Annotated in this window: 22 protein-coding genes; 12 read left to right on the top strand and 10 right to left on the bottom strand. The window is 71.7% G+C overall.

The features are described 5' to 3' along the window. The 3 genes from V6V89_RS28095 to V6V89_RS28085 form a co-directional block, all read right to left on the bottom strand. Positions 1–731, bottom strand: a 731-nt coding sequence (locus tag V6V89_RS28095; RefSeq protein WP_334622461.1) for an AfsR/SARP family transcriptional regulator, incomplete at its 3' end; no start/stop codon positions are given. Between the two features lie 19 nt (positions 732–750). Next, on the bottom strand, positions 751–1,560 hold the full coding sequence (locus tag V6V89_RS28090) for a class I SAM-dependent methyltransferase (RefSeq protein ID WP_334622460.1): 810 nt from the start codon (positions 1,558–1,560) through the stop codon (positions 751–753). A 24-nt stretch (positions 1,561–1,584) separates the two neighbouring features. Next, the gene (locus tag V6V89_RS28085; RefSeq protein WP_334622459.1) at positions 1,585–3,720 is read right to left on the bottom strand and encodes a molybdopterin oxidoreductase family protein; all 2,136 of its coding nucleotides are present in this window, start codon (positions 3,718–3,720) and stop codon (positions 1,585–1,587) included. A gap of 73 nt (positions 3,721–3,793) precedes the next feature. On the opposite strand from V6V89_RS28085, the gene V6V89_RS28080 reads away from it, so the two are divergent. Continuing rightward, positions 3,794–4,468, top strand: coding sequence for a hypothetical protein (locus V6V89_RS28080; protein WP_334622458.1), 675 nt, complete (start codon positions 3,794–3,796; stop codon positions 4,466–4,468). Here V6V89_RS28080 and V6V89_RS28075 read toward each other — a convergent pair. Continuing rightward, entirely contained in the window at positions 4,435–4,854 is a 420-nt protein-coding gene (locus V6V89_RS28075; RefSeq protein WP_442935230.1) for a helix-turn-helix domain-containing protein, read from the bottom strand. The genes V6V89_RS28080 and V6V89_RS28075 overlap by 34 nt on opposite strands. Positions 4,855–4,985: 131 nt before the next feature. Between V6V89_RS28075 and V6V89_RS28070 the strand changes: the two genes are divergently transcribed. Beyond that, positions 4,986–5,891: a threonine/serine dehydratase gene (locus V6V89_RS28070; RefSeq protein ID WP_334622457.1), complete on the top strand. Its 906-nt coding sequence runs from the start codon at positions 4,986–4,988 to the stop codon at positions 5,889–5,891. Between the two features lie 100 nt (positions 5,892–5,991). After that, positions 5,992–7,335: a glutamate-cysteine ligase family protein gene (locus V6V89_RS28065; protein ID WP_334622456.1), complete on the top strand. Its 1,344-nt coding sequence runs from the start codon at positions 5,992–5,994 to the stop codon at positions 7,333–7,335. Here the strand turns inward: V6V89_RS28065 and V6V89_RS28060 are convergent. Beyond that, complete coding sequence (locus V6V89_RS28060) at positions 7,328–8,896, bottom strand: hypothetical protein (RefSeq protein ID WP_334622454.1); 1,569 nt, start codon at positions 8,894–8,896, stop codon at positions 7,328–7,330. The two genes, V6V89_RS28065 and V6V89_RS28060, sit on opposite strands and share 8 nt — an antisense overlap. Positions 8,897–8,918: 22 nt before the next feature. Further along, positions 8,919–9,971 carry an ROK family transcriptional regulator gene (locus V6V89_RS28055; protein ID WP_334622453.1) on the bottom strand — a complete coding sequence of 351 codons (1,053 nt, stop codon included), beginning with the start codon at positions 9,969–9,971 and terminating at the stop codon, positions 8,919–8,921. 104 nt (positions 9,972–10,075) lie between these two features. Here V6V89_RS28055 and V6V89_RS28050 point away from each other — a divergent pair, with 104 nt between their 5' ends. The 3 genes from V6V89_RS28050 to V6V89_RS28040 are packed head-to-tail and all read left to right on the top strand — an operon-like array spanning position 10,076 to position 13,715. Beyond that, positions 10,076–11,329 carry a Gfo/Idh/MocA family protein gene (locus V6V89_RS28050; protein ID WP_334622452.1) on the top strand — a complete coding sequence of 418 codons (1,254 nt, stop codon included), beginning with the start codon at positions 10,076–10,078 and terminating at the stop codon, positions 11,327–11,329. After that, positions 11,326–12,897 (top strand): alkaline phosphatase D family protein, encoded by a 1,572-nt coding sequence (locus V6V89_RS28045; protein WP_334622451.1) that lies wholly within the window; start codon positions 11,326–11,328, stop codon positions 12,895–12,897. The genes V6V89_RS28050 and V6V89_RS28045 overlap by 4 nt, the downstream gene beginning before the upstream one ends. Before the next feature lie 2 nt (positions 12,898–12,899). Next, on the top strand, positions 12,900–13,715 hold the full coding sequence (locus V6V89_RS28040) for a polysaccharide lyase family protein (protein WP_334622450.1): 816 nt from the start codon (positions 12,900–12,902) through the stop codon (positions 13,713–13,715). A gap of 8 nt (positions 13,716–13,723) precedes the next feature. Here V6V89_RS28040 and V6V89_RS28035 read toward each other — a convergent pair whose 3' ends face one another. Then, complete coding sequence (locus tag V6V89_RS28035) at positions 13,724–14,368, bottom strand: glycerophosphodiester phosphodiesterase (RefSeq protein ID WP_334622449.1); 645 nt, start codon at positions 14,366–14,368, stop codon at positions 13,724–13,726. Between the two features lie 85 nt (positions 14,369–14,453). On the opposite strand from V6V89_RS28035, the gene V6V89_RS28030 reads away from it, so the two are divergent. Next, a complete protein-coding gene (locus tag V6V89_RS28030) occupies positions 14,454–14,984 on the top strand; it encodes a general stress protein (RefSeq protein WP_334622448.1) in 531 nt (176 codons plus the stop codon). Here V6V89_RS28030 and V6V89_RS28025 read toward each other — a convergent pair. Next, entirely contained in the window at positions 14,974–15,564 is a 591-nt protein-coding gene (locus V6V89_RS28025; RefSeq protein WP_334622447.1) for a DUF1684 domain-containing protein, read from the bottom strand. The genes V6V89_RS28030 and V6V89_RS28025 overlap by 11 nt on opposite strands. Positions 15,565–15,783: 219 nt before the next feature. On the opposite strand from V6V89_RS28025, the gene V6V89_RS28020 reads away from it, so the two are divergent. From V6V89_RS28020 to V6V89_RS28005, 4 genes are all read left to right on the top strand, one after another. Then, a complete protein-coding gene (locus V6V89_RS28020; protein ID WP_334622446.1) occupies positions 15,784–16,644 on the top strand; it encodes an NAD(+)/NADH kinase in 861 nt (286 codons plus the stop codon). 29 nt (positions 16,645–16,673) lie between these two features. Continuing rightward, positions 16,674–17,141: a MarR family winged helix-turn-helix transcriptional regulator gene (locus tag V6V89_RS28015; protein WP_334622444.1), complete on the top strand. Its 468-nt coding sequence runs from the start codon at positions 16,674–16,676 to the stop codon at positions 17,139–17,141. A gap of 1 nt (position 17,142) precedes the next feature. Continuing rightward, the gene (locus tag V6V89_RS28010; RefSeq protein ID WP_334622442.1) at positions 17,143–18,096 is read left to right on the top strand and encodes a pirin family protein; all 954 of its coding nucleotides are present in this window, start codon (positions 17,143–17,145) and stop codon (positions 18,094–18,096) included. A gap of 191 nt (positions 18,097–18,287) precedes the next feature. Next, entirely contained in the window at positions 18,288–19,871 is a 1,584-nt protein-coding gene (locus tag V6V89_RS28005) for a phospholipase D family protein (RefSeq protein WP_334622441.1), read from the top strand. Between the two features lie 99 nt (positions 19,872–19,970). Here the strand turns inward: V6V89_RS28005 and V6V89_RS28000 are convergent, their stop codons facing one another. Both V6V89_RS28000 and sthA read right to left on the bottom strand, forming a co-directional pair. Next, complete coding sequence (locus V6V89_RS28000; protein WP_334622440.1) at positions 19,971–21,062, bottom strand: protein-L-isoaspartate O-methyltransferase family protein; 1,092 nt, start codon at positions 21,060–21,062, stop codon at positions 19,971–19,973. Positions 21,063–21,746: 684 nt separating this feature from the next. Continuing rightward, entirely contained in the window at positions 21,747–23,153 is a 1,407-nt protein-coding gene (sthA, locus tag V6V89_RS27995) for a Si-specific NAD(P)(+) transhydrogenase (protein WP_334622439.1), read from the bottom strand. 6 nt (positions 23,154–23,159) lie between these two features. Between sthA and V6V89_RS27990 the strand changes: the two genes are divergently transcribed. Then, positions 23,160–24,221, top strand: a complete 1,062-nt coding sequence (locus V6V89_RS27990; RefSeq protein WP_442935231.1) for an MBL fold metallo-hydrolase — start codon at positions 23,160–23,162, stop codon at positions 24,219–24,221. Position 24,222 lies beyond the last annotated feature (1 nt).

The raw sequence follows: 24,222 nt of genomic DNA, 5'->3' as shown, positions 1-24,222 counted from the left end.
ATGGCCGCGCGGCCGGCTTCGAGCTGGCTGACCGCCGCGGCCCGCCCGCGCAGCGGCGCCCCCGCCGCCGAGCCGACACCGACGCGGGCCGCGTCGCGGACCGCCGGCGACGGCTTCGCGCCCAACTCCCGGCGGAACAGGTCTTCGCAGATCGCCACCTGCTGGAGCGCCGCCGCCTCGTCGCCGGCCGCCGCGAGGCAGCGCACGAGCAGCTCGTGGTTGCCCTCGTCGAGCGGCTGGCGGGCCACCGCGGCGGCGGCGTACCTGACGGCGTCCGCGGCCCGGCCGCCCGCGAGGAGCGCGACGGCCGCCTCCCGCAGCCGCGCCTCCACGGCCGCCGCGACCCGGTGGCGCGCCACAAGTAGCCACGACTCGAACTCCAGGCAGGCCGGCAGATGCACCCCCTCGAGCAGCTCACCCTCCGCGCCCGGCAGCGACTCGCCGCCCAGCACGTCGACCTCGGCGGCGCCGAGCGCCGCCACCACCGGGTCGCCGCTCAGCGCGCCCGGGACGCCGAGCGCCCGGCGCAGCTCGGCCAGCGTCCAGCGGAGCGCACCGAGCGGGTCGTCGGCGTCCGCGAACAGCAGCTCCGCGAGCTGCCGGCGGCTCGGCGGGCGGTCCGACAGCAGCGTGTACGCCAGCAGCGCCCACGCCTTCCGGCCGCGCGGCGGGCGGATGGGCCGGCCATCGCGCTCGATGGCCGGCTTTCCCAGCAGGCGGATCGTGAGCATTCGCGCCCACCCCTCAGGTTCAGGCGCGCCGGACGCCGACCGCCTCAAGGTACTCCGACGGCGCGACAACGGTGCCGTCGTCCGCCCTGTTGTACTGCCTGGCCACCCCGGCGAGATCGTCGGCGAACCGATCGAGATCGGCCTCGCTCAGCGACCCCGAGAGCCGCGTGATCGGCCCGTAGAACCGCCGGAACCACTCCGAGTAGTGCTCGGGCGAGCGGTACCGGAACACGTAGTCGCGGCGGTTCAGGCCGGTCCACTCGACCCGATCACCGAACAGCTCCCTCAGGTGTTCCGGTGTGCCCCACAGCGTCGGCGGCCGCACCCCTGCCGGTGGCGGCGCCCAGCCGCTCACGGTCTTGAACATCTGGCCGACCATGCCGCCGGGCGTCCAGCAGGCCAGCCCGATCCGCCCGCCCGGCACCGTGACCCGGACCAGCTCGTCGGCCGCCCGCTGGTGGTCGGGCGCGAACATCACGCCGACCGTGCTCACCACCGCGTCGAACGACTCGTCGTCGAACGGCAGCTTCTCGGCGTCCCCCTCCTCGAACGTCACCGGCAGGTGCTCGGCGGCGGCCCGCTCCCGCCCCTGCGCGAGCAGGTTGGCTGCGTAGTCGACGCCGGTCGCCTCGGCGAAGCGCCGGGCCGCCGCGATGGCCGCGTTGCCCTGGCCGCACGCGACGTCGAGCACCCGCTCCCCCGCGTGGATGTCGACCGCCTCTACCAGCAGCTCAGCGATGATCTGCAAGGTATTGCCGACCCGCGGGTAGTCGCCTGTCTCCCAGCCGGCACGCTGGTTCTTCTTGATCGCCTCGAAGTCGACGCTCATATGCCCCCTCCTAATGGAACGGGCTCAGCCAACCTCTCCACCGTGTGACGGGGCGTGTGACGGCGCGGCCGCCACCGTCACCGGCACGCCGTTGAAGGCCGCGTTGCCGGACAGCCCGTCGAGGTAGGCATCGTCGGTGAGGTCGTTGACGCTCACTCCGGGCGTACGGCGGGCCACCGTCAGGCGTACGTCCGGGTGCCGGTGGCCCCAGCCGTGCGGCAGGCTCACCACGCCGGGCATGACGTCGTCGGTGGCCGCCACCTCGACCTCCACCTCGCCGACCCGCGACGTCACGCGCACCCGCTGCCCGTCGGTCAGCCCGCGCGCTGCCAGATCGGCGGGGTGCATGAGCAGGTGGTGGCGCGCGCGGCCCTTCACCAGCCGGGGGTAGTTGTGCATCCAGGAGTTGTTGCTGCGCAGGTGCCGGCGGCCGATCAGGCGCAGCTCGCCGGGTGCGGGCGGAGCCAGCAACTCCTCGGCGGCCTCGCGCAGCCCGGCGACCAGCTCCGGCGGTGCCGCGTGCACCCGCTTGTCGGCGGTGCGCAGACCATCGGGCAGGCTCGGCCGCAGGGGGCCGAGGTCCACACCGGACGGCCGGTGCCGCAGGGTGCGCAGCCGCACCTTGTACGGGCCGAGCCGCAACCCGAGGGCGACGAGCTGGTGGGGGCGCATCCGCATCTGGAGGCGGCGCATGAACGTCATCTTCCCGCCGGTGCGCTTGCGGTACCGCCGGGCCAGCTCGGTGAAGATCTCCCAGTCGTCCCGTGCGCCCCGCGGCTTCGGCAGTACCGGCGGCGAGTACCGCGCCGTATTGCGCACCGCGAACGTGTGGAAGATCAGGTCGTAGTGGTCGTGTTCGAGCGCGGTAGTGGGCGGCAGGATCACGTCGGCGTGCCGGGTGGTCTCGTTGATGTAGAAGTCGACCGACACCATGAAGTCGAGCTGGTCCAGCGCCCGGTCGAGCTGGGCACCGTTCGGTGTGGACAGTGTCGGGTTGCCGGCCACCGTGACGAGCGCCCGGATCTGGCCGTCGCCCGGTGTGAGGATCTCCTCGGCGAGGGCCGCCACCGGCAGCTCGCCGGCGAACTCGGGCAGCCCCCGCACCCGGCTGCGGAACTTGTCGTAGTGGCCCCGCCCGACGAGCTTTCGGCCGATCAGGTCGACGGCGGGCTTCGTGAACAGCGTGCCGCCGGGCCGGTCGAGGTTGCCGGTGGCCACGTTGAGGAGCTGGATCGCCCACTGGCAAAGGGCGCCGAAGCGCTGTACCGACACGCCGATGCGGCCGTAGCAGGCCGCGCCGTCGGCGGCGGCGAACTCGGCGGCGATCCGCTCGATCGCGTCAGCGGGCACGCCGGTGACCTCCGCGGCCCGCTCTGGCGTGAACTCCGCGACCGCCTCGCGCACCTCGTCGAGCCCATCGACGTACTGCGCCGCGGCGTCCTCCTTCAGCGCCAGGCGCACCAGCGCGAGCAGCAGTGCCGCGTCGGTGCCCGGCCGGATGAAGTGGTGCTCGTCGGCCAGCGTCGCGGTCTCGGTGCGGCGCGGGTCGAAGACGACGACCTTGCCGCCCCGGGCTTTCAGGTCGGCCAGCCGTCGCCGCACGTCCGGCACGGTCATGAGGCTGCCGTTGGAGGCCAGCGGGTTGGCGCCGAAGACCAGGAAGTAGTTCGTGCGGTCGATGTCGGGGATCGGCAGCAGCAGCTGGTGCCCGTACATCCAGTACGCCACGAGCTGGTGTGGCAGCTGGTCGACCGAGGTGGCCGAGTACCGGTTGCGGGTGCGTAACAAGCCCAGGAAGTGCCGCCCGTGGGTCAGGATGCCGTAGTTGTGCACGCTGGGGTTGCCCAGGTACACGGCGACCGCGTTGGAGCCGTGTCGCTCGCGCACCTCGACGAGCTTGTCGACCACCAGGTCGTACGCCTCGTTCCAGGTGATCTCCCGCCACCCGTCGGCGGTGCGGCGTACCGGGTTGCGCAGCCGGTCGGGATCGCCCTGGAGGTCGGTTAGCGCGACCGCCTTGGGGCAGATGTGCCCGCGCGACAGCGGATCCTCGGGGTCACCCGTGATCGACGTGATGTGCCCGTCACGAATCTCGAAACGCAGCCCGCAAATGGCTTCACACAGGTTGCAGGCGCCGTGCACGGTCCGGACCGCTCCCATCGCCCGATACTCCCTTACCGATCGGTAGAACGGAAGAGATGCCAGAGGGTCGCCGAAGGGGCACACTGAGGTTATGTGGACCGCCGAGATCCGTCTCCCCGACGTGGTGCCGGTCCTGTCTCGGGGCAAGCACCGCAACCCACGCAAGGGCGCCTGCTTCATGGAGCTGGCGTCGTTCCTGGCCGGCGAAGCGTGGAGCGACCACCCGGCCTGCACGCATCCGCTGCTGGCCGGCCTCGCCCGCCTGGTCAACGACTACACCACCGACGCCGGCCGCCAGCGGCTGGCGACCCTCGTCCCGTCCGTGATCGGCCTGACCGGTGACGACCTGCACGTCGATGCCCGCATCGCACAGCGGGCGGCCACCACGGCGCTGCCCGTGGTGGGTGCCGAACGGCAGAACGTGCTCGCCGTGTCGGTGCTGGCCTGCGACCGCATCCTCGCCGAGCTTGACGGCCGTTCCCCCGGCCACCTGGAGCAGACCACGACGGAGGCGCTGGCCCGGGCGCCGCACGCGGCCCGCTGGGCCCGCCGCTTCGCCGAGGGCATTGCGATCTCCCCGGAGTCCTTCCGCCGCCGAAGCGCCCCGATGACCGTCGAGTACGCGGTAGAGGGCGTCGCGAAGGCCTGCGTGGAAGACCCCGACAAGATGCTCCACACACTGTTGAGCGAGGCCATAGAAGACACCCGAGCCCTGCTGACCACGACCTCCGCTTACGAAAGTGGGGCGCGGAAGGTGCGGCGGTAGGCGGCTGGTGAGACGCCCAGCGCCGCTTGGAACTGGGCGCGTAGCGCTGCCGCCGTGCCGAAGCCAGCGCGTCGAGCCACCTGGTCGACGCCGAGGTCGGTCGTCTCCAGGAGGGTGCGGGCGCGTTCGGTGCGGTGGCCCAGCAGCCAGCGCGTGGTGGCCGGCCGGTCGTCGAGGAGCCCCGCCGCGGCCACTGCGAACGCGCCGGTACAGATGGACACGATCCGGGCACAGCGGTCGTGAGCGGCACGGAGCGCCTCTGACACGGCCGGGTCGATCGTGCCGTCGGTCATCGGAGGGCCACCGTGTATGCCGGGCACGATCACGGTTTGAGCCTCTGCGAGGATCTCCAGCCCGTGGTCGGGCAGGATCTGGAACCCGGCCACGCTGCGCACCGGCCCGCCGGTGGGCGTACAGGTGCGGAGCCGCTGGCCACGATCTCCGCCGCCGTCTCCGTCAACCTGCTCCTTTTCGGCCTCACCGCGCCATTCGCGGCGCTCGCGATAGTGTCGCAGTCGTGATCACACGTGACGACGCCGTGGTGGCGGCCACTCGCATCGCTGGCCGGGTCCGCCGCACCCCCGTGGTCGAGGCGGAGCCCGGCGCGCTCTGGCTGAAGCTGGAATTCCTGCAGCACAGCGGCTCGTTCAAGGCTCGCGGCGCGTTCAATCGCATCCTCGCCAGCGACGTTCCGGCAGCGGGCGTGATCACTGCCTCCGGTGGCAACGCGGGCGGCGCCGTCGCCTACGCCGCGCGGACGCTCGGCGTGCCGGCCGAGGTGTTCGTGCCGGTCACCACGCCCTCCGTCAAGGTCGAGGCGCTGCACCGGCGCGGCGCCGTCGTCGTCCAGCATGGCAGCGAGTACGCCGAGGCGTACGAGGCGGCCGCCAAGCGCGCCGCCGACACCGGTGCCCTCTTCTGCCACCCGTACGACCAGGCCGAGGTGTGCGCCGGCCAGGCAACACTCGGGCTGGAGCTGCTGGAGCAGGTGCCCGATGTGGACACGGTGCTGATCGCGGTCGGCGGCGGCGGTCTGATGGCCGGCGTCGCCGCTGCACTGGAGGGGCGCGCCCGAGTGATCGCCGTCGAGCCCGAGACCTGCCCGACGCTGCACTCCGCGCTGGCGGCGGGCGGCCCGGTCGACGTGGAAGTCTCCGGGGTGGCCGCCGACTCGCTCGGCGCCCGCCGCGTGGGCGCGATCGCGTACGAGGTGGCCGTCCGCACCGGCGTACGCGGTGTGCTGGTCGGCGACGACGACATCGTGGCGGCCCGGCGCGCCCTGTGGGACCGATACCGCGTCCTCGTCGAACACGGCACCGCCGCCGCCTACGCCGCCCTCCTGACCAGCGCGTACACGCCCGCCGAGGGCGAGCGCGTCGCGCTCGTCCTATGCGGCGCCAACACCGACCCATCCCGCTTCTGACGCCGCCGCCCTCGAACTGGCGCCGCCCAGCATGATCGCGCCGCATGCGGCGTGCCGGAACCCTTGCGGCAGGCCACCAGAGTGTGGTCATGTCGTTGCTATGCGTGACGAGCCTGAGCTGACCCGCGCTGACCTCGCCACCCTCTTCACCCCCGCCAGAGAGGAGCGCATCGGCCTGGAGCTGGAGTGCGGCCTGGTCGACCCACGCACGGGGCAGAACGTCGGGTACCACCACGCGCGCGGTTTCCTGGACGCCCTCCGGCACGAGCTGGACGGCACGCCAATCGAGGAGGGCGCCGCACTGGTCGGTGTCGAGCTGCCCGGTGGCGCGCAGGTGTCGCTGGAGCTGGGTGGCGCGATCGAGTACTCGTCGGCGCCGTTCCGCTCGCTTACGGACCTGGTTGGCGCGGCTCGTCGCGACATGCTCGCGGTCACGTTCGCCGCTCGCGGGCTGGGATTGTCGATCCTGCCGGGCGCGCTGCTGCCGTTCCCGCCTCCGGACGGCATCCCCTGGGCGCCGAAGCCCCGCATCGGCATCATGCGTGACTACTTTCACCGGCTCGGCCCGCCCGCGTCGTACGCCGAGCGGGTCATGGGACTGACCCTGTCGACGCAGACCACGGTGGACTTCCTGTCGCCAGTCGACTTCTGTGAGAAGCTGCGGCTGCTGGCGAAGGTCGCACCGATCGCGGCCGCGTTGTTCGTCAACTCACCCCTCGACGACGGCCAGCCGGCGGGCGTGCTCTCGCACCGGATGCGCATGTGGGATCGGGTGGATCCGGCCCGCTGCGGGGTGCTCGGTTTCACGACGGCGCCAGATGTGTCCACTGAGGACGTACTGCGCTGGGCGCTCGACCTGCCGATGATCTACCGCCGCACGAACGGCGGGTACACGGCGGCTCCCGACCGGACGTTCGCCGAGCTGATGCGCGACGGTTTCGGCGATGGCACGCGGCCGGCGCTCGGCGACTGGCGGGCGCACCTGAGTCAGGTCTGGCCGCAGGTGCGGGCCCGCAACACCTTGGAGATGCGCGCGTTCGACGGGTTGGGCTGGCCCGCGTTCGCGGCGGGACCGGCGCTGGTGGTCGGGCTGGCGTACCACGCGCCGTCCCGCCGTGCCGCGCTGGCGCTGCTCAGCGACCTCACCGCTGCCGACCTGGCCCGCGCCACCGGCGACGTGGCCGCCAAGGGGCTCGACGCGCTCGCCGGCCGCCACCCGGTGGGCTCGCTGGTGGAGGCGCTGCTCGGCTTGGCGCGCCAGGGCCTGTGGGCGCGGGTCGACGCCGGCATCGACAGCGCGGAGGGGCCGGACCTGCTCGACCCGCTGGATGAGGTGATACGCACCGGCGTCACGTTCGCCGAGCGGTACCTGAGCGACTGGGCCGGCCCGTTCCGCGAGCGCCCGGACGCCCTGGTGGCCGCCCACCGCATCCCCGTCAGCTGAGGGCGGTCCGGAGGGCCGTGAGGTCGTCGGCGGCGCGCCGGCCGGTGCTGGCCATCGACTCGCGCAGACCACCAAGCTCCGCCACGGCCTCGTCGGTGCGGCGCCGCACCCGCTCCAGCGCCGCGGTGCGGGTGTCGCGCCGGTGCGCACGGTTCTGCGCCTCGCGCCACCAGCGCCTGCCGCCGACCGCCACGACGACCAGTCCGGCCAGGACGCTCAGGACGGCCAGCGCGTTCGGCCACGCGACCACCGGGAGGCACAGCAAGCCGCCCACCACGAGCGTCGCGATGGTGGCCTTCGCCGGGACCGGCTCGTCCGGATAGCGGGCCTCGACGTTTCGCAGGGCGCCGGCCAGATCGTCCTGGTCCGCGCCGTCGACGCGTATCCGGACGGAGACGTGCTCGACCGACGCGGTGGCCTGTGCCGGCGGGTCGGCCGCCGCGGCGGCCGCCAGTCGTTCGCCGGCCAGCAGCAGCCACCGGGCGCCGGCCGTGCGGGCGATCCGGGCCAGCGGCGAACCGTCGGCGCGGAACGCGTCTTCCTCCAGCAGTTCCAGTGGCGGCGCGAGCGGCACGTTCCAGGCTTCCGGCACGGGCCGGTCTTCGATGACGGCGCGCAGCTCGGCGGCCCGGCGCAGCAGCGGGGCCTCCTCCGCGCTGCCCTCGTCGACGAGCCCGCGCAGTACGTCGGTGAGTTCCTGCGACTTCTCCTGCCGCGCCCCCTCCCCGTGCGAAGCGCCGGCCGCACACAGCTCGCGTAGGCGTTCGAGACGGATGCCCGACGCGAGCGATCCTGCCATATCGGGCAGGCGCTCCAGTGTGGACGGTGACCTGGGCGCGACGGCGGGGATGCCGTCCACGCGGCGCCGCCAGGCCTCGGCCACCAGATGCGACCGCTCCGGCGGCAACCCGTCGACGAGCTCGGTGAGCCGTCCCGCAAGCACGTCCCGGCCAGCCGAGCCGAACGTGCCGGCCGCCGCCTCCATCCACAGTGTCCGTTGGGCGCGGCTGACCCGTGCTCCGGCCGGCAGCGACCCCAGGGCACGCGGCAGCCACTCGACACCGAGGTCGGCACGGCCAGCCACCGTCGTCGCGACGGCGAGCAGCAGCGCGGTACGCCCGGCGTCACGCTCCTCGGCCAGCGCCAGGTGCTCGCCGGCACTTTCCCCGCGCAGCAGAGCCACCAGCGCCTTGGTGGCCGGTGCCAACCAGTACCCGGGCACGTCGTCGAACGCCGCGGCGCCGGCCTCGGCGCCCTCGCTGGACGCGGCGATGACCGTGCGGGCGCGATGCCGCACCAGGGCCGGCGGGTCGAACAGTGCCAGGACCATCCGCAGGTCGCTCAGCTCCACGAACGCGTCGAACGCGCGTGTCAGCCGGGTGAGCCGCTCCTCCACCGAGCCGCGCAGGCTGCTCAGCTCGGACCGCAACCGGCTGCTCTCCTGGTACTGCCGGGAGATCGTCGAGTTGAGCGAGGCCACCTCGTCGTCGAGGTTCCGCAGCGCCTGCTGCTGCCGGTAGTCCATCCAGCTGTCGGAGGTGATCCAGTCCGCGAAGGTCACCGGCCCACCGTAGAAACCCAGGTCAATCGACCCGCATCAGGTCGGTTTCGATGCGGTCGAGGGCGAGCCGGACGGCGCCGAGCGCCACCGACTCGTCACCCAGTTCGGAGGCGGCGATCCGGGTCGGGCTGAGGCACAGCGGCGGCACGTGCCGGGCGAGCGCGCCCGCCAGGTCGCCGCCCGCCAGCGTGAGCGGCCCGCCGACCACCACCATCTCCGGGTCGAAGGCGAGCACCATCGCCGCCACGCCGGGCGCCATGCGGGCCGCCAGCGCGTTGACGCCAGTGCGTTCCCGCACCGCCGCCGTGTCGCGCAGGCCGAGCACGGGCAGCACGCCGACCTCGCCCGCCGCGCCCCACCTGCCTCGGTGGAGCCGGCCACCGATCAGTACTCCCGCGCCGGTGTGCGGGCCGGCGAGCACGTAGACGACGTCGTCGACGTCGCAGGCGGCACCACGCCAGCGCTCGGCCACCGCGGCCAGGTTGGCGTCGTTCTCCACGACGACGGGGCAGGCGAACGATCGACCCATCTCGCGGCCCAGTTCGAAGCCCTGCCATTCGGGCACCACCCTGCAGTACGCGATGGTCCCCTCGGCGTCGATGACGCCGGGCGTGCCGGCGGCGACCGCCCATAGCTGTTTGCGACCGATGCCGGCCGCGCCGATGCAGGCACGCACCGCCGCGCGCACGGCGGCGAGCCGGTCGCGTGCGGGGGCGTCGTCCGCCAGTGCCGCGCGGTGCGCGCTGACCACATGCCCGTCCAGGTCGGTCAGGAACAGCAGCGTGCGGTCCGTCGCTATCTCCACGCCCAACGCGTACCCGGCTTCGGCGCGGAAGCGGTATCGCCTGGCCGGCCGCCCGAGGCGCTTGCCCTGCTGGGGCGCCACCTCTTCCGCGAGACCGCGCGCGGCGAGTTCGACGAGCGCGCCTTCGGTGGTGGGCCGGGACAGGCCGACGGCGCCGGCGAGCTCGGTCAGGGTGGGCTCCCCGGCGCCGCGCAGCGCGCGCAGGGTTGCGGCCGCGTTGATGCGGCGTAACACCGAGGGGTCACCCCCATGAAGTGGACGTTCGCTCACCGGCACCTCTTGACACAGCTCGTCGCAGGGAGAACTCTAATGCAAGCCTATTTCGAAAGAACCTTGCGTAACTCTGTAGGACCACACGACACGGGAGGCTTCGCGTGGTGACGCTCGCCGTCGCCGGCGCGGGACTGCGCGGCGCCGCGTACGCCCGCCGGGCCAGCGCCACCGGCAGTGCGCGCGTCGTCGCGGTGGCCGAGGCCGATCCGTTGCGGCGGGCCAGGTTCGCCGCAGAGCACGGGATACCGCCGGAGCGCGCCTTCGCCGACTGGCGCGAGCTGGCCGCGGCAGGGCGGCTCGCGGACGGCATCGTCATCGCGACCCTCGACACCGAACACGCCGAGCCAGCCATACGCTTCGCCGACCTCGGCTATCACATCCTGCTGGAAAAGCCAATGGCGACCACCGAGGCCGACTGCGTGCGCATCGTCGAGGCGGTCGAGCGCGGTGGGGCCATGCTCGCCGTCTGTCATGTCCTCCGTTATACGCCCTACACCCGTGCGATCCGCGACATTATCCGCATTGGACGGATCGGCGATCCCATCAGCGTGCAGCATCTCGAACCGGTTGGCTGGTGGCACCAGGCGCACTCCTTCGTACGCGGCAACTGGCGCCGCGAGGCCGAATCCGGCCCCATGCTGCTCACCAAGTCCTGCCACGACATCGACTGGATCATGTACGTGCTCGGCGAGGTGCCCGCCCGGGTCAGCTCGTTCGGGCGGCGCTCGCACTTCCGGCCCGACAACCAGCCGGCCGGCGCCAGCGACCGGTGCGTCACATGCACCGTCGAGCCGGACTGCCCGTACTCGGCGACCCGCCTCTACCTCTCGTGCGTCGGTGACCCCGAGCGCGAGCGGTGGCCGCTGGGCGCCGTCACCGACGACACCACCACCGAAGGCGTGCTCGCCGCGCTCCGCGACGGCCCGTACGGCCGCTGCGTGTATGCCTGCGACAACGACGTGGTCGACCACCAGGTGGTCAACATGGAGTTCCCGTCCGGGGCAACCGCGTGCTTCACGATGACCGCATTCACCCCGCTGGCTCAGCGACAGACCCGCGTCTTCGGCAGCCGCGGCTGCGTCGAAGGTGACGGACACCGGCTGACGGTGCACGACTTCGTCACCGGCAAGGTCGACGTGATCGACGTCGCCGGACCGGACGCCGCACCGACCGGGCACAAGGACGCCGACGACGCGCTCGCGGACGCGTTCGTCGCCGCGCTGGCCACGGGCGACCCGACCCTGCTCAGCTCCGACGCGCGGCAGAGCCTTGCCGGCCACCGGGTGGTCTGGGCCGCCGAGGAGGCCCGCCGCAGCGGCACCGTCGTCGACATCCCCTATGGAGGCATCCCGTGATCCCCTTGGAACGCCGGTCGTTCCTGGCCCTCACCGGGGTCAGCACCGCGGCCGTCGTGCTCGGCACCGGCCATCCGGCCGCCGCCGGCTACGACGGCAAGGTGCCACCGGCACCGTTCACGCTCGGCGTCGCGTCCGGCAGCCCGCTGCCCGACGGCGTCGTGCTGTGGACCCGCCTGGCACCCGAGCCGCTCGCCGCCGACGGCCACGGCGGTATGCCGCGCCGTCCGTACACAGTGCGCTACGAGGTCGCCGACGACACCGCGTTTCGCCGGATCGTGGCGCGCGGTCACGCGCTCGCCTCGCCCGAGCTGGCGCACACCGTGCACGTGGAGGTGCGCGGGCTGAGGCCGAACCGCGAATACTTCTACCGGTTCCGCGCGGGCGGCGAGATCAGCCCCGTCGGGCGCACCCGCACCGCGCCCGCGCCCCGCGACAACCCCACCGAGCTGCGCTTCGCCACCGCCTCCTGCCAGGCGTGGTACCACGGCCACTTCACCGCGTACGAGCACATGGCGGCCGAAGACCTCGACGTGCTGTTCTTCCTCGGGGACTACATCTACGAGTACGCGATCAACGCGAACAACCTGTGGCGGCTGGGCGTGCCGATGCCGGCCCCCGAGCACAACACCGAGACCGTGACGCTGGAGCAGTACCGGCTGCGGTACGCGCTGTTCAAGACCGACCCCCACCTCCAGGCGATCCACGCGCACGTGCCGTGGCTGGTCACCACCGACGACCACGAGGTGCAGAACAACTACGCCGACGAGTGGTCCGAGACCGGCATCACGCCCGCCGACTTCCTGCGCCGGCGTGCGGTCGCGTACCGGGCGTTCTACGAACACCTGCCGCTGCGGGCGGTGTCCCTTCCGGACGGTCCGAGCATGGCCCTGTACCAGCGGCTGGGCTGGGGCCGGCTGGCCGAGTTCACCATGCTCGACAACCGGCAGTACCGCGACACCTACCCGGCCGGCGCGGTCATCGACAATTCCCCCGAACGCCACAACCCCGAACGCACGATCCTCGGCAGCCGGCAGGAGCGCTGGCTGTACGAGGGGATCGCCCGCACCCGCGCCACCTGGAACCTGCTCTCCACGGGTGTGGTGATGGCGCAGATCGACCGCGACACCGGCCCCGGCGAGCTGTACAGCAACGACATGTGGGACGGGTTCCCAGCCAACCGTGACCGGCTCTTCGCCGCTCTGCGGCGCTCGTCGGCGACCCCGGTGGTGCTGAGCGGCGACATCCACCGCCACGTGGCCGCCGAACTCAAGACGGACTGGCGCGATCCCGGCTCGGCGACGCTGGGTGTCGAGCTGGTGGGCGGTTCGATCGGGTCCGACGGGGACGGTGCCGAGACCGACAGCTTCGGGCCACTGTGGCTCAGCAACCCGCACGTCAAGCTGTACAACGCCCGGCGCGGTTACCTGACCGGGCGACTCACCCCGACTGAGCTGACCAGCGAGTTCAAGACCGTCCCGTACGTCACCCGGCCCGGCGCACCCATCGCCACGGCGGCGCGGTTCGTCACCGAAGCCGGCCGGCCCGCCCTGAACCGAGAGGTGTGACCATGCCCGACGTCGTGCGCCGCCTGCGCGCCACCGGAGAGCTCGGCCGCATCCGGCTCTCCTGGGAGGGCGAGGCGTACCACCCGCTCGTCGACCACTACGCCATCTACGCGTCTGTCGACGGCGCTGACGAGGCGCTGATCGCCAAGACCGTCTACGCCACCTTCGTCCACGGTGGGCTCGGTGGGCGGGCTCGCACCGTCCGGTACCGGGTCGTGACGGTCGACGCCGCCGGACGCCGCAGCCGCCCGTCCGATTTTGTGAAAGGCACCAGCGTCGAGTCGGTGGCGGTGAGCGGCCGTCCGATCGCGACGGTGGGGACCTTCGACCACAAGAGCCTGGAGCTGGCGCTCGCGCCGAACGGGTACGCGCAGTTCCCGACGCGGTTCCCCAACGACGTCGACTTCACGTACGGCGTAGACGCCCCAGGGACCGACTGGGCGTACCTGCACCCGGGCCCGGCCGACACCTGGGCCGGGCGCAAGGCCCACCGGTTCACGCTGCACTTCGGGCTGGACGCCCTCCCGGCCGCCGACCCTTGGCTGGCGATCTGGCTGATCGACAGCCACGCGACCAACCCGGGCACGGTGACGATCGGGCTCAACGGGACACCGGTGCGCGACGTGGCGCTGGAAAGGGGCGCCACCCGTGGTTCGCTGGAGGGTGACGCGACGCTCCCCGGTACCGTCCTCAAGCCTTCGTATGTCGAGCTCGCGCTCCCGAGGACGGCCCTGGTGGCCGGCGAAAACAGCGTGACCATCGACAAGCCGGCAGGCTCCTGGCACGCCTACGACGCGGTAGGCATCTTGATCCGCTAGTAAAGCGGTCAGCGGGACCGGAGGACCTCGCCCAGTAGGGCGAGGTCCTTGCTTATCACCGCAGTCACGCCCAAGGCGCGGGCGTGTGACAGGGCCGCCTGTGTGTCGACGGGCCAGACCATGACCTGGTCGACGTATCTGCGCAGCTCGGCGACCACCGGCGGGGTCAGCAAGCCGAGACGGATCGACACGCCGTACTCGGGCTGCCGGCGCAGCCGCCGAAGGAGCCGCCCGAGCGCGGGCCGGTTGCTGGCCGACAGCACCCGGCGCACCGGCGGTTCGAACGAGTCCAGCATCCGCCAGTGCTTCGTGCACACCGTGACCGCCGCCTCCGGCATCCGACCGCGCAGCAGCGCGGCGGCCTGCGGGGCGACCGCCGCGGCCGGCCCCTTCAGGTCGAGCATCAGGCGGGGATCCCCGGCGGCCGCGTCGAGCACGTCGGACAGCTCGGGCAGCACGATGGTGCGCCGGCGCACCAGCTCCCACTTGTCCCACAGCAGGTGTGGCCCGAGCGCCTTGCGGTGCCTGATCTCCAGCGCGCCCCGGAAGAGGTGCACGTCGGCCTCGACGAGGTCGACGCCCGCGTCCAGGGCGGCGCGCAGTCCGGCGACGTCGTTTCCCGCACGGTGGGCGATAGCGAGCAAGGGCGGCATGGCGCCACGGTAACCCGGGCCGATCTCACCGTTTGCCCGGACAGCCGGCGGGGAATTCGGCAAGGTTGGATCGGAGGAGGCAAAAGTGACTACTGGACAGATACCGCCATCACCTAGCGGATTTCCCGCCACGCCCGATCGCGCCGGGCCCGAGGACGCCATCCGGCCAACCGTCTCCGTCGCGACGTACGCCGACTACGCCTCCGCGCAGCGCGCGGTCGACTACCTGTCCGACAACGAGTTCCCGGTCGAGCGCACCGCGATCGTGGGCACCGACCTGCGCCTGGTCGAAAACGTACTGGGCCGGCTGACGACCTGGCGTGCGGCGCTCGCCGGCGCGGCCAGCGGCGCCTGGTTCGGCCTGTTCATCGGGCTGCTCTTCGGGCTCTTCAGCACGTCGAGCTGGGTGGGCGTGATCCTCGCCGGCCTGCTGATCGGCGCGTTCTGGGGTGCTGTGTTCGGCGGGGTGGCGCACGCGCTGACCGGGGGCCGGCGCGACTTCACCTCGGCCAGCTCGTTGCAGGCGTCCCAGTACGCGATCATGGTCGACGCCGAGCACTCCGACCAGGCCCGCCAGCTCCTGACCAGGATGACCTGGCAGGCGGCTAATCCGTGAGATAGCGCAGCTCGCCGGCCCGGATCGGGCCGGCGAGCCGGTTCTCCTCCGGTGCGAGCGGGCACAGCCACTGCTCGGAGTACGCGCAGCTCGGGTTGTACGCGTAGTTGAAGTCGAGCCGCACGCGCGCCCCAGGCAGCACGCTGAGCCCGCGCCCGAACGTGCCCTTGACGGTGTCGGTCAGGTATCGCCCGCCGCCGTATGTTTCGTCACGATATGTTCCATCACGGAACGGCAGGAACAGGCCGCCGCCATACGCCTCGATCCACCACAGGGTCAGCGGTCCCCAGAGGGTCTCGGCGATTGCCACGCGGCGGTACCGCACGACGCCGTCCGGCCCGCCGGTGTCGATCTCCATCGTGCCGCGCGCCGGCCGGATCGGTACGTCGACGACGGCCGACTCGGAGGCCGGGAAGTACCGGAGACCGCCGAAGGCGTCACGCGAGTGGAGAGGGATCGGTGACTGCGGGTGACCGGCAAACAGCAGATCGCGCGCGGCTCGGAAGCCGGCGAGGTCGAGGTCCGAGAGGTACATCCGGGTTACCTGTTCGCGCCAGTCGACAAGGTCCAGATCATCCACGGGTTCGAACAGTAACCCAAACCGGAATCCAGGTCGTCCGCCGTCCAGGGCGGCCACGGCTCCTACCAGTTGTCGAGCGGTAGCCCTCAAATTGGCGAACCGCCCATTTGATCGGAAGGGACTCGCATAACGTACTCCCGCGCGATGAGGCACTATTTCGCCCCCGCTCCCCCGAGAGCGTCGCTGATACCGTTTGTCCGTGATTTCTCGGACACGGCGATGATCCACACGGTTGGCCTCGTGCTGCATCCGGAGCGGGACAGCCGCGCCGCCATGTCGACCATCGCGACCTGGGTCCGCGGCCGGCAGGCGAAGCTGCTCGGCCTTCCGGAGGAGGTGGCGCGCACCGACGGCGCCGTCCCCGTACCGGCCGACGAACTGGCGCACCAGTCCGACCTCATCGTCAGCCTCGGCGGCGACGGCACCATGCTGCGCTCCATGCGGCTGGCCCGCGGCGCCCGCGCACCCGTGCTCGGTGTCAACCTGGGCCGGCTCGGCTTTCTGGCGGAGATCGACGTGCCGCAGCTGCCCAGCGCGCTGTCCGCGATCGACGACAAGAAGTTCGCGGTCGAGGCGCGCTCGGCGGTGCGCTCCACCTTCAAGGGCCAGGAGACCGTCGGCTTCAACGAGGTCGCGCTCGTCCGCCGGCCCGGCGGGCCGATGGCGGCTATCGCGTTGTACGTCGAGGGGTGCCCCTTCATCCACTACGTCGCCGACGCGCTGATCGTGGCCACGCCGACCGGGTCGACCGCGTACAGCTTCTCGGCGGGTGGCCCGATCGTGTCGCCGCGCACCCAGGGGCTGGTGGTGACGCCAGTGGCGCCGCACTCGGCGTACAACCGGTCGCTGGTGCTCTCGGAGGGCGAGAAGGTGGCGCTCAAGGTGCTGCCGGCGAGCGGCGCCATCGGCATCGAGGCGGACGGCGCGGTCGTGGGCGAGTTGGGCCCGGGCGACGTGCTGGAGGTCACCGCGGTGCCGGCGGCCGCCAACGTGGTACGCCTCGGCCACACCACCTTTTACCAGCGGGCTCAGCGCAAGCTGCGGCTCACCGGCGCCACCGAGGTCGACCAGAGCTGGTAGCTCATTAAAATTTGAAGTACTCTCGGGGCATGGCCGAGCCGTTCACCGAGACCCAGCTGGCTGGCTGGCGCGCCTACATCGAATCCAGCCAGCTGCTGATGACCCGGCTCGAAGAGGACCTGCGCAACGACAGCGGCCTGACGTTCGCCGACTACCACGTGCTCGTGCTGCTATCCGAGGCGCCCGGTCGCCGGCTGCGCATGGGCGAGCTGGCGAGCCGCCTGGTGTTCTCGCCCAGCCGTCTGACGTACCAGATCGGCTCGATGGAAAAGCGCGGGCTCGTGGCCCGCGAAGCGTGCCCCGCCGATCGCCGGGGTAGCGAGGCCGTCCTGACGGCCGAGGGCCTGCGCGTGCTGCGCGCGGCCGCGCCGCACCACCTCACGTCGGTGCGCGCCCACTTCATGGACGACCTCGACGATACCGACGTCGCCCACCTCGCCAAGATCTTCAGCCGGTTGGGTGAACGGTTGAGGTCCGCACCAGGAAAAGAGAACTGACATGCCAGCCGTCACCGTGGACGACGTCCTCGTCCTTCCACGCCTGCCGAAACTAGACCCCGCGGCCACGGCCTACCGGCCGGTCCGCCACATGATCACCGCGCCCAGCGGCTTCGAAGGCGAGGGCTTCCCCGTCCGCCGGGCCTTCGCCGGTGTACCGCTGAGCGAGCTGGACCCCTTCATCCACCTCGACCAGATGGGCGAGGTCGACTACGCCCCCGGCGAGCCGAAGGGCACCCCTTGGCACCCGCACCGGGGCTTCGAGACCGTCACGTACATCATCGACGGCGTCTTCGACCACCAGGACTCCAACGGCGGCGGTGGCACGATCACCAACGGCGACACCCAGTGGATGACCGCCGGCGCCGGCATCCTGCACATCGAGAAGCCGCCGGAGCACCTGGTCGTGAGCGGCGGTCTCTTCCACGGTCTCCAGCTCTGGGTCAACCTGCCCCGCGCCAAGAAGATGAGCCCGCCCCGCTACCAGGACATCCGCGGCAAGCAGTCCGGCCTGCTGACCACACCCGACGGCGGCGCGCTGATCCGCGTCATCGCGGGCGAGCTGGCCGGCGTGACCGGCCCCGGCTCCACGCACACCCCGATCACGATCGCGCACGTCACGCTCCAGCCCGGTGCCGCGCTCGACCTGCCCTGGCGGCCGGACTACAACGCGCTGGTGTACGTGCTCGCGGGCAAGGGGACGGTCGGTGCCGACGGCCGCCCGGTCGAGACCGGGCAGCTCGCGGTACACGGCGGTGGTGACGCCATGCGGGTCACCGCCGGGCCGCGGGAGGCGCTCGACCTGTACATCATGGGCGGCAAGCCGATCCGGGAGCCGGTGGCGCACTACGGCCCGTTCGTGATGAACACCCGCCAGGAGCTCATGCAGGCATTCGACGACTACCAGGCTGGCCGCCTCGGCGTGATCCCGGCCGAGCGGGTGCCGCACACCTAGGAGACCAGGAACACGCCGGCCACGCCGAGCAGCACCATCACCAGGAGGACCATCAGCAGGCCCCGCTCGGACTCGACGGGCTGTTGGGTCTTGGTGTGGAGGGTCTCGCTGCTCATCGTGGTCGCCCCCTTGCTGGTCGTGATTGAGCTTTTGACGGTACGGCGACGCGGCGCCTGGGTAATCCTGGCTTCGTGCCACCCGAAGACTGGTTCCTCACTCCCCCGGAGCGCGGCAACCCACATACGGCAGTACCCGGCTGGGTCGGATCAAACACCGCCGAGCCGCTTATTCACGGCAGTTCGTACTTCGACCAGCTCGTGACGGAGGTGGAAGCGCTCGAATCCGGTGACCACCTCTACTTCACCGACTGGCGCGGCGACCCCGACCAGCTCATGCGCCCCAACGGCCCTACGATCGCCGAGCTCTTCTGCCAGGCCGCCAAGCGCGGCGTGGTCGTGAAGGGGCTGATGTGGCGCTCACACCTGGACGTGCTCCAGTACAGCGAGGAGGAGAACCGGCACCTCGGCGAGGCCATCGAGGCGGCCGGCGGCGAGGTGCTGCTCGACCAGCGGGTGCGGCGGGGCGGCTCGCACCACCAGAAGCTCGTCGTGCTGCGCCACCCCGGCCGGGTCGAGCGCGACGTCGCGTACGTCGGCGGCATCGACCTGTGCCACAGCCGCCGCGACGACTCCGACCACCACGGCGACCCGCAGGCCGTGCGGATGTCCACCCGGTACGGCGACCGGCCGCCCTGGCACGACGTGCAACTGCGGCTCCAAGGCCCGGTGGTGGGCGCGCTCGACCAGGTGTTCCGGGAACGCTGGAACGATCCCACCTCGCTGGACACCCATCTCCCTCTCGCGCACCTGCGCGACAAGCTCAGCCACGCCGACCTGTCAGCCGGACAGCTGCCACCCCAACCGCCCGACCCGCCGCCGGCCGGACCGCACGCGGTCCAGATCATGCGCACGTACGCCGCCATGCGGCCGCCGTACGACTTCGCGCCGAAGGGCGAGCGCACCGTGGCCCGCGGGTACACCAAGGCCATACGCCGCGCCCGGCGACTGATCTACCTGGAGGACCAGTACCTGTGGTCCGGCGAGGTGGCCCGCCTCTTCGCCGACGCGCTCACCCGCCATCCCGACCTGCACCTGATCGTGGTCGTGCCGCGATACCCCGATGTGGACGGCCGGCTGGCGTGGCCGCCCAACCAGGTCGGCCGCGCCAAGGCACTGGAGGTGTGCCGGGCGGCCGGCGGCGACCGGGTGCACGCGTTCGACGTCGAGAACCACGCCGGCACGCCCGTGTACGTGCACGCGAAGGTGTGCGTCGTCGACGACGTGTGGGCGAGCGTGGGCAGCGACAACTTCAACCGTCGATCGTGGACGCACGACAGCGAGCTCTCGTGCGCGGTACTCGACGACACCCGCGACGAGCGCGCACCGGCCGACCCGGCCGGCCTCGGTGACGGCGCCCGGCTCTTCGCCCGCGACCTGCGGCTGCGGCTGCTGCGCGAGCACCTCGACCGGGAGCCGTCCGACGACGCCGACCTGGTCGACCCGGCCGCGGCCGTGCGCGCGGTGACCGAGACGGCGCGGGCGCTGCGCGCGTGGTACGAGGGCGGCAAGCGTGGCCCGCGCCCACCCGGCCGGCTGATGCCGCACGAGCCCGAGGAGCTGCCGCGGCTCACCCGGCTGTGGGCGGTGCCGGCGTACCGGCTGCTCTACGACCCGGACGGCCGGCCGTGGCGGGAACGCCGTCAGGAAACCTGGTGATGGTCCTGTTTCATGATGGTCGGTCGAGCCGAGGCGAGGCCCAGGCGGCGTCCTGCGGCGCCGGTCGTCCTCTGGGGTCGCCCCAGGCCGGCCATGCCCTTATGAAGCAGGCCCGAGCAGCCGCCACGCTCGCGGTACCCAAATAGGACGGTCCGGATCGCCGGTCAGCGCGAGGTCTGCCCGCCACGCGGCGACCGCCGGCTCGCCGGCGGCCTGCCAGCGGTCGAGCAGGGCGGCCATGCGGGCCGCGAACTCCTCCGCGTGCGCGCCGCTGCCGCCGACCGCGCCGTCCGAACCGACGGCGGCGCCCGCGGCGCCGGTCTCGTCCAGCACCGCGCACGCCGTGCTGTCGCTCCGCTGCGCCAGCGTGGCGCGGGAATCCCAGACGCCGCAGGCGAAACAGAGGTCGTGGTACCGGAAGACGTCGAGCGGCGGCTCGAACCGCGGCGGCAGCACGAGTACCGGATCCGGCAGCGGCCCGGCCGGTCGCGGGTGCATCCACGGGTACGCCGCACCGAGCGGCCCGGCCGCCGCCATGAACCCGGCCGCGCACACTCCGCGCGCTTCTCCGTCTGGTGTCACCCGTAACACCGGATGGTGGCCGGTGTGCGCGACGGGCGCGAGCACTAAGCCACCCGGGGCCAACTGGCCGAGCCACTGTGGAGAGACGCCGTTGATCCCGACTGTGACGACGACCCGCTCGTACCGCCCCGGCACGCCCTCGTACCCATCGCCCTCGTGCAGCTCCACATTAGACGCACCCGCACGGGCAAGGCCGGCGCGCGCCCGGACCAGCACGTCGGGCTGCACGTCGATGCTGGTGACGCGGGCACCGACCGCCGCCATCAGAGCGGCGTTGTATCCGGTGCCCGCACCCACCTCCAGCACGGACATGCCAGGCGCCAGGTCGAGTGCCTCGATCATCGCGGCCATCAGCGAGGGCTGGCTGGAGGAACTGACCGGTGTGCCGTCGACGACCTTGGTCACGAGAACATCGTTGGTGTACACCGCGTCGAGGAAGCCGTCGCCATCCGCCGTGACCCAACCACCGTCCCGGCCGTGGAACCCGCTCGCCACGAACGCCTCGCGCGGCACCGCCGCGAACGCCGCGGCCACCTCGGGCCGGGTGATCGCGCCTTCCCGCTGGAGGGCGTCGACATAGCGCAGGCGCAACTCCTCGGCAACCGCCATCAGTCCACGGTATGCCATTCCGGGTTGCCCAAAGTGGTCACCCACTGGCGAACCTTCTCCACATCGGCCAGCGCTGCTTCAGGTCGCAGTCCGCCACCCGGGACGCCGCCCGCCCGACCTTGACGTTCGGCCCCGCCGGCTGCCGCCGGCTGCCCCTTTCCCGTCGATCAAGGGCAAATGCACGTGATTGGATCTCCTTTTCGCGTGCGTTTGCCCTTGATCCATGCAGATCTCCTTGATCGATATGGCTGCCGGGTCGGCCATGGCCGCCAGCGGCCGGCACACTCCCCGGCGGGCCCAATAGCCCGCAGATCTTGATGACTCATGACGATCTCTCCCGCTGGCACCCCGCAAGCAATAACGGGGGAAACGCGCCTTCAACCGACGCAGGATGCCGCGGTATCCGGGATAGCCCCAGCGCAGGTCCGCGGGCCGGACGTAGGGCCGCGCATCCGCAAAGGCGGCGTATTCCCAAAAGGGTCGCCCGGCCTGCGGCCCTGGCCGCGGGTCGATCACGGAGACCTGCATGGATCAAGGGCAAACGCACGCGGAAAAGAGATCAGACCACGTGCATTTGTCCTTGATCGACGCGAAACCGCGACGCGAAACCGCGACGCGAAACCGCGACGCGAAACCGCGACGCGAAACCGCGACGCGCGCCGGCGCCGCAAGCCGGCGCGAGAGCTAGTCGCGCAAGCGGTCTATGTGGCGCATCTTGTTCATGGCGTCCAGCGCCGCCACCTTGTACGACTCAGCGAGCGTCGGGTAGTTGAACACGGTGTCGACCAGGTAGTCGATGGTGCCGTTGCACCCCATCACCGCCTGCCCAATGTGGATGATCTCGGTCGCCCCGGTGCCGAACACGTGCACCCCGAGCAGCGTCCGGTCGTCCGGCGACACGAGCAGCTTCAGCATCCCGTACGAGTCGCCGATGATCTGGCCGCGCGCCAGCTCGCGATACCGCGCGATGCCCGTCTCGAACGGCACGCCGGCCCCGGTCAGCTCCTCCTCAGTGCGCCCGACGAAGCTGATCTCCGGGATCGTGTAGATGCCGATCGGCTGGAGCTGATGCATCGCTCGCACCGGCTCGTCGCAGGCATGGTGGGCGGCCAGCCTGCCCTGCTCCATCGAGGTCGACGCCAGCGCCGGGAACCCGATCACGTCGCCCACGGCGTAGATGTGCGGCACCGGGGTGCGGAAGTGCTCGTCGACCTTGATCCGCCCGCGAGCGTCGGCCGAGAGGCCCGCCGCTTCCAGGGCGAGTCGGTCGGCCATGCCCTGCCGCCCAGCCGAGTACATGACGACGTCGGCGGCGATCCGCTTGCCGCTCTCCAGCACCGCGATCGCGCCGCGCGGGTGCCGCTCGACGGATGCCACCGCCTCGCTGAAACGGAACGTCACCGCCAGGTCGCGCAGGTGGTACTTGAGCGCCTCGATGATCTCCAGGTCGCAGAACTCGAGCATCCGCTCGCGCCGCTCGACCACCGTGACCTTGGTGCCGAGCGCCGCGAACATCGACGCGTATTCGATGCCGATCACCCCGGCGCCCACCACGACGAGCGACTGCGGGATTTTCTCCAGGTTGATGATGCCGTCCGAGTCGATGATCGTACGTTCGTCGAACTCGACCGCGGCGGGCCGCGCCGGCCGCGTCCCCGCGGCGATGATGATCTTTTCGGCGGTGACCTTGGTGTCTCGACCAGCGGCGTCCTCCACCACCCGCACCGTGTGCTCATCGACGAACACCCCCGTGCCGGTGAGCAGCCGGATCCGGTTGCGGGCGAGCTGGCTGCGGATCACGTCGACCTCGCGGCCGATGACGTGCTGCGTGCGGGCCGCCAGGTCGGCGACCGTGATGTCGTCTTTGAGGCGGTAACTCTGGCCGTACATCTCTCGCTGACTCATGCCGGTGAGGTAGAGCACGGCCTCCCGAAGGGTCTTGGACGGGATGGTGCCGGTGTTGATGCACACCCCACCCACCATGTGCCGGCGCTCGATCACGCCGACCCGCCGGCCGAGCTTGGCAGCGGCGATCGCGGCCTTCTGTCCACCGGGGCCGGAGCCGAGGACGAGCACGTCGAATTCGTACACCGAATCATTGTCTCAAGATCGGGCTACGGTTGCGTGGTGAGTCTTCTGCCGGCGTCCCTGGGTGCGCATCCCGACGGCGAGCGCGCGACCCGGGTGAGCCAGTCCGCCCAGTACCGCGATGGCGCGTTCCACAACAGCATGCCCGGAAGCTCGCGGCCATCGGGCGGGCAGGTCTACCGCGAGTGGCGCTCCGGCAAGCAGCGGCGCAAGCCGCAGCTGCCGGTGCCGCTGGTCGGCGAGAGCACCGCGACGCCGGTCGACGGCCTGCACATCACCTGGTACGGGCACGCGTCCGCGCTGATCGAGGTCGACGGCCGCCGCGTGCTGCTCGACCCCATCTGGAGCGAACGCTGCTCGCCGTTCTCCTTCGCCGGACCGCGGCGGCTGCACCCGCCGCCGGTCCCGCTGGCGGCGCTGCCGCCGATCGACGCCGTGATCATTTCCCATGATCACTACGACCATCTCGACCTCCGCACGATCCGCACCCTCGCGCGGTCGCAGCAAGCTCCTTTTCTGGTACCGCTGGGAGTAGGCGCCCATCTCGACCGCTGGCGCGTGCCCAGCGACCGCATCGTGGAGCTCGACTGGAACGAGAGCGCCGAGGTGGCGGGGCTGAGGTTCACCGCCACGCCGGCCCGGCACTTCTCTGGACGCGCCTTCGCCCGCGACCGCACCCTGTGGTCGTCCTGGGTGATCGCCGGCGCGACCCAGCGGGTCTACTACAGCGGCGACACCGGATACTTCGACGGTTTCGGTGCGATCGGCGCCGAGCACGGGCCGTTCGACGCGACGCTGATGGCGGTCGGTGCGTACAGCCCCGCCTGGCCCGACATCCACCTCAATCCCGAGCAGGCCGTGCAGGCCCACCTCGACCTACGCGGCGGCCTGCTGATCCCCGTGCACTGGGCGACGTTCAACCTGGCGTTCCACGGCTGGAGCGAGCCCGCCGACCTCGTGTGGCGCGAGGCCAAGGCGGTCGACGCGCGGCTCGCGGTGCCGCGGCCGGGCGAGCGGGTACAGGTGGCCGAGCCGCCGCCGGTCGACGGCTGGTGGCAGCCGCTCGCCTGAC

Source organism: Micromonospora sp. CPCC 206061, assembly GCF_036906915.1.
Taxonomy (GTDB): domain Bacteria; phylum Actinomycetota; class Actinomycetes; order Mycobacteriales; family Micromonosporaceae; genus Phytohabitans.
Note: the sequence above shows the minus strand (reverse complement) of the source record. Positions and strands in the feature narration are given on the sequence as shown.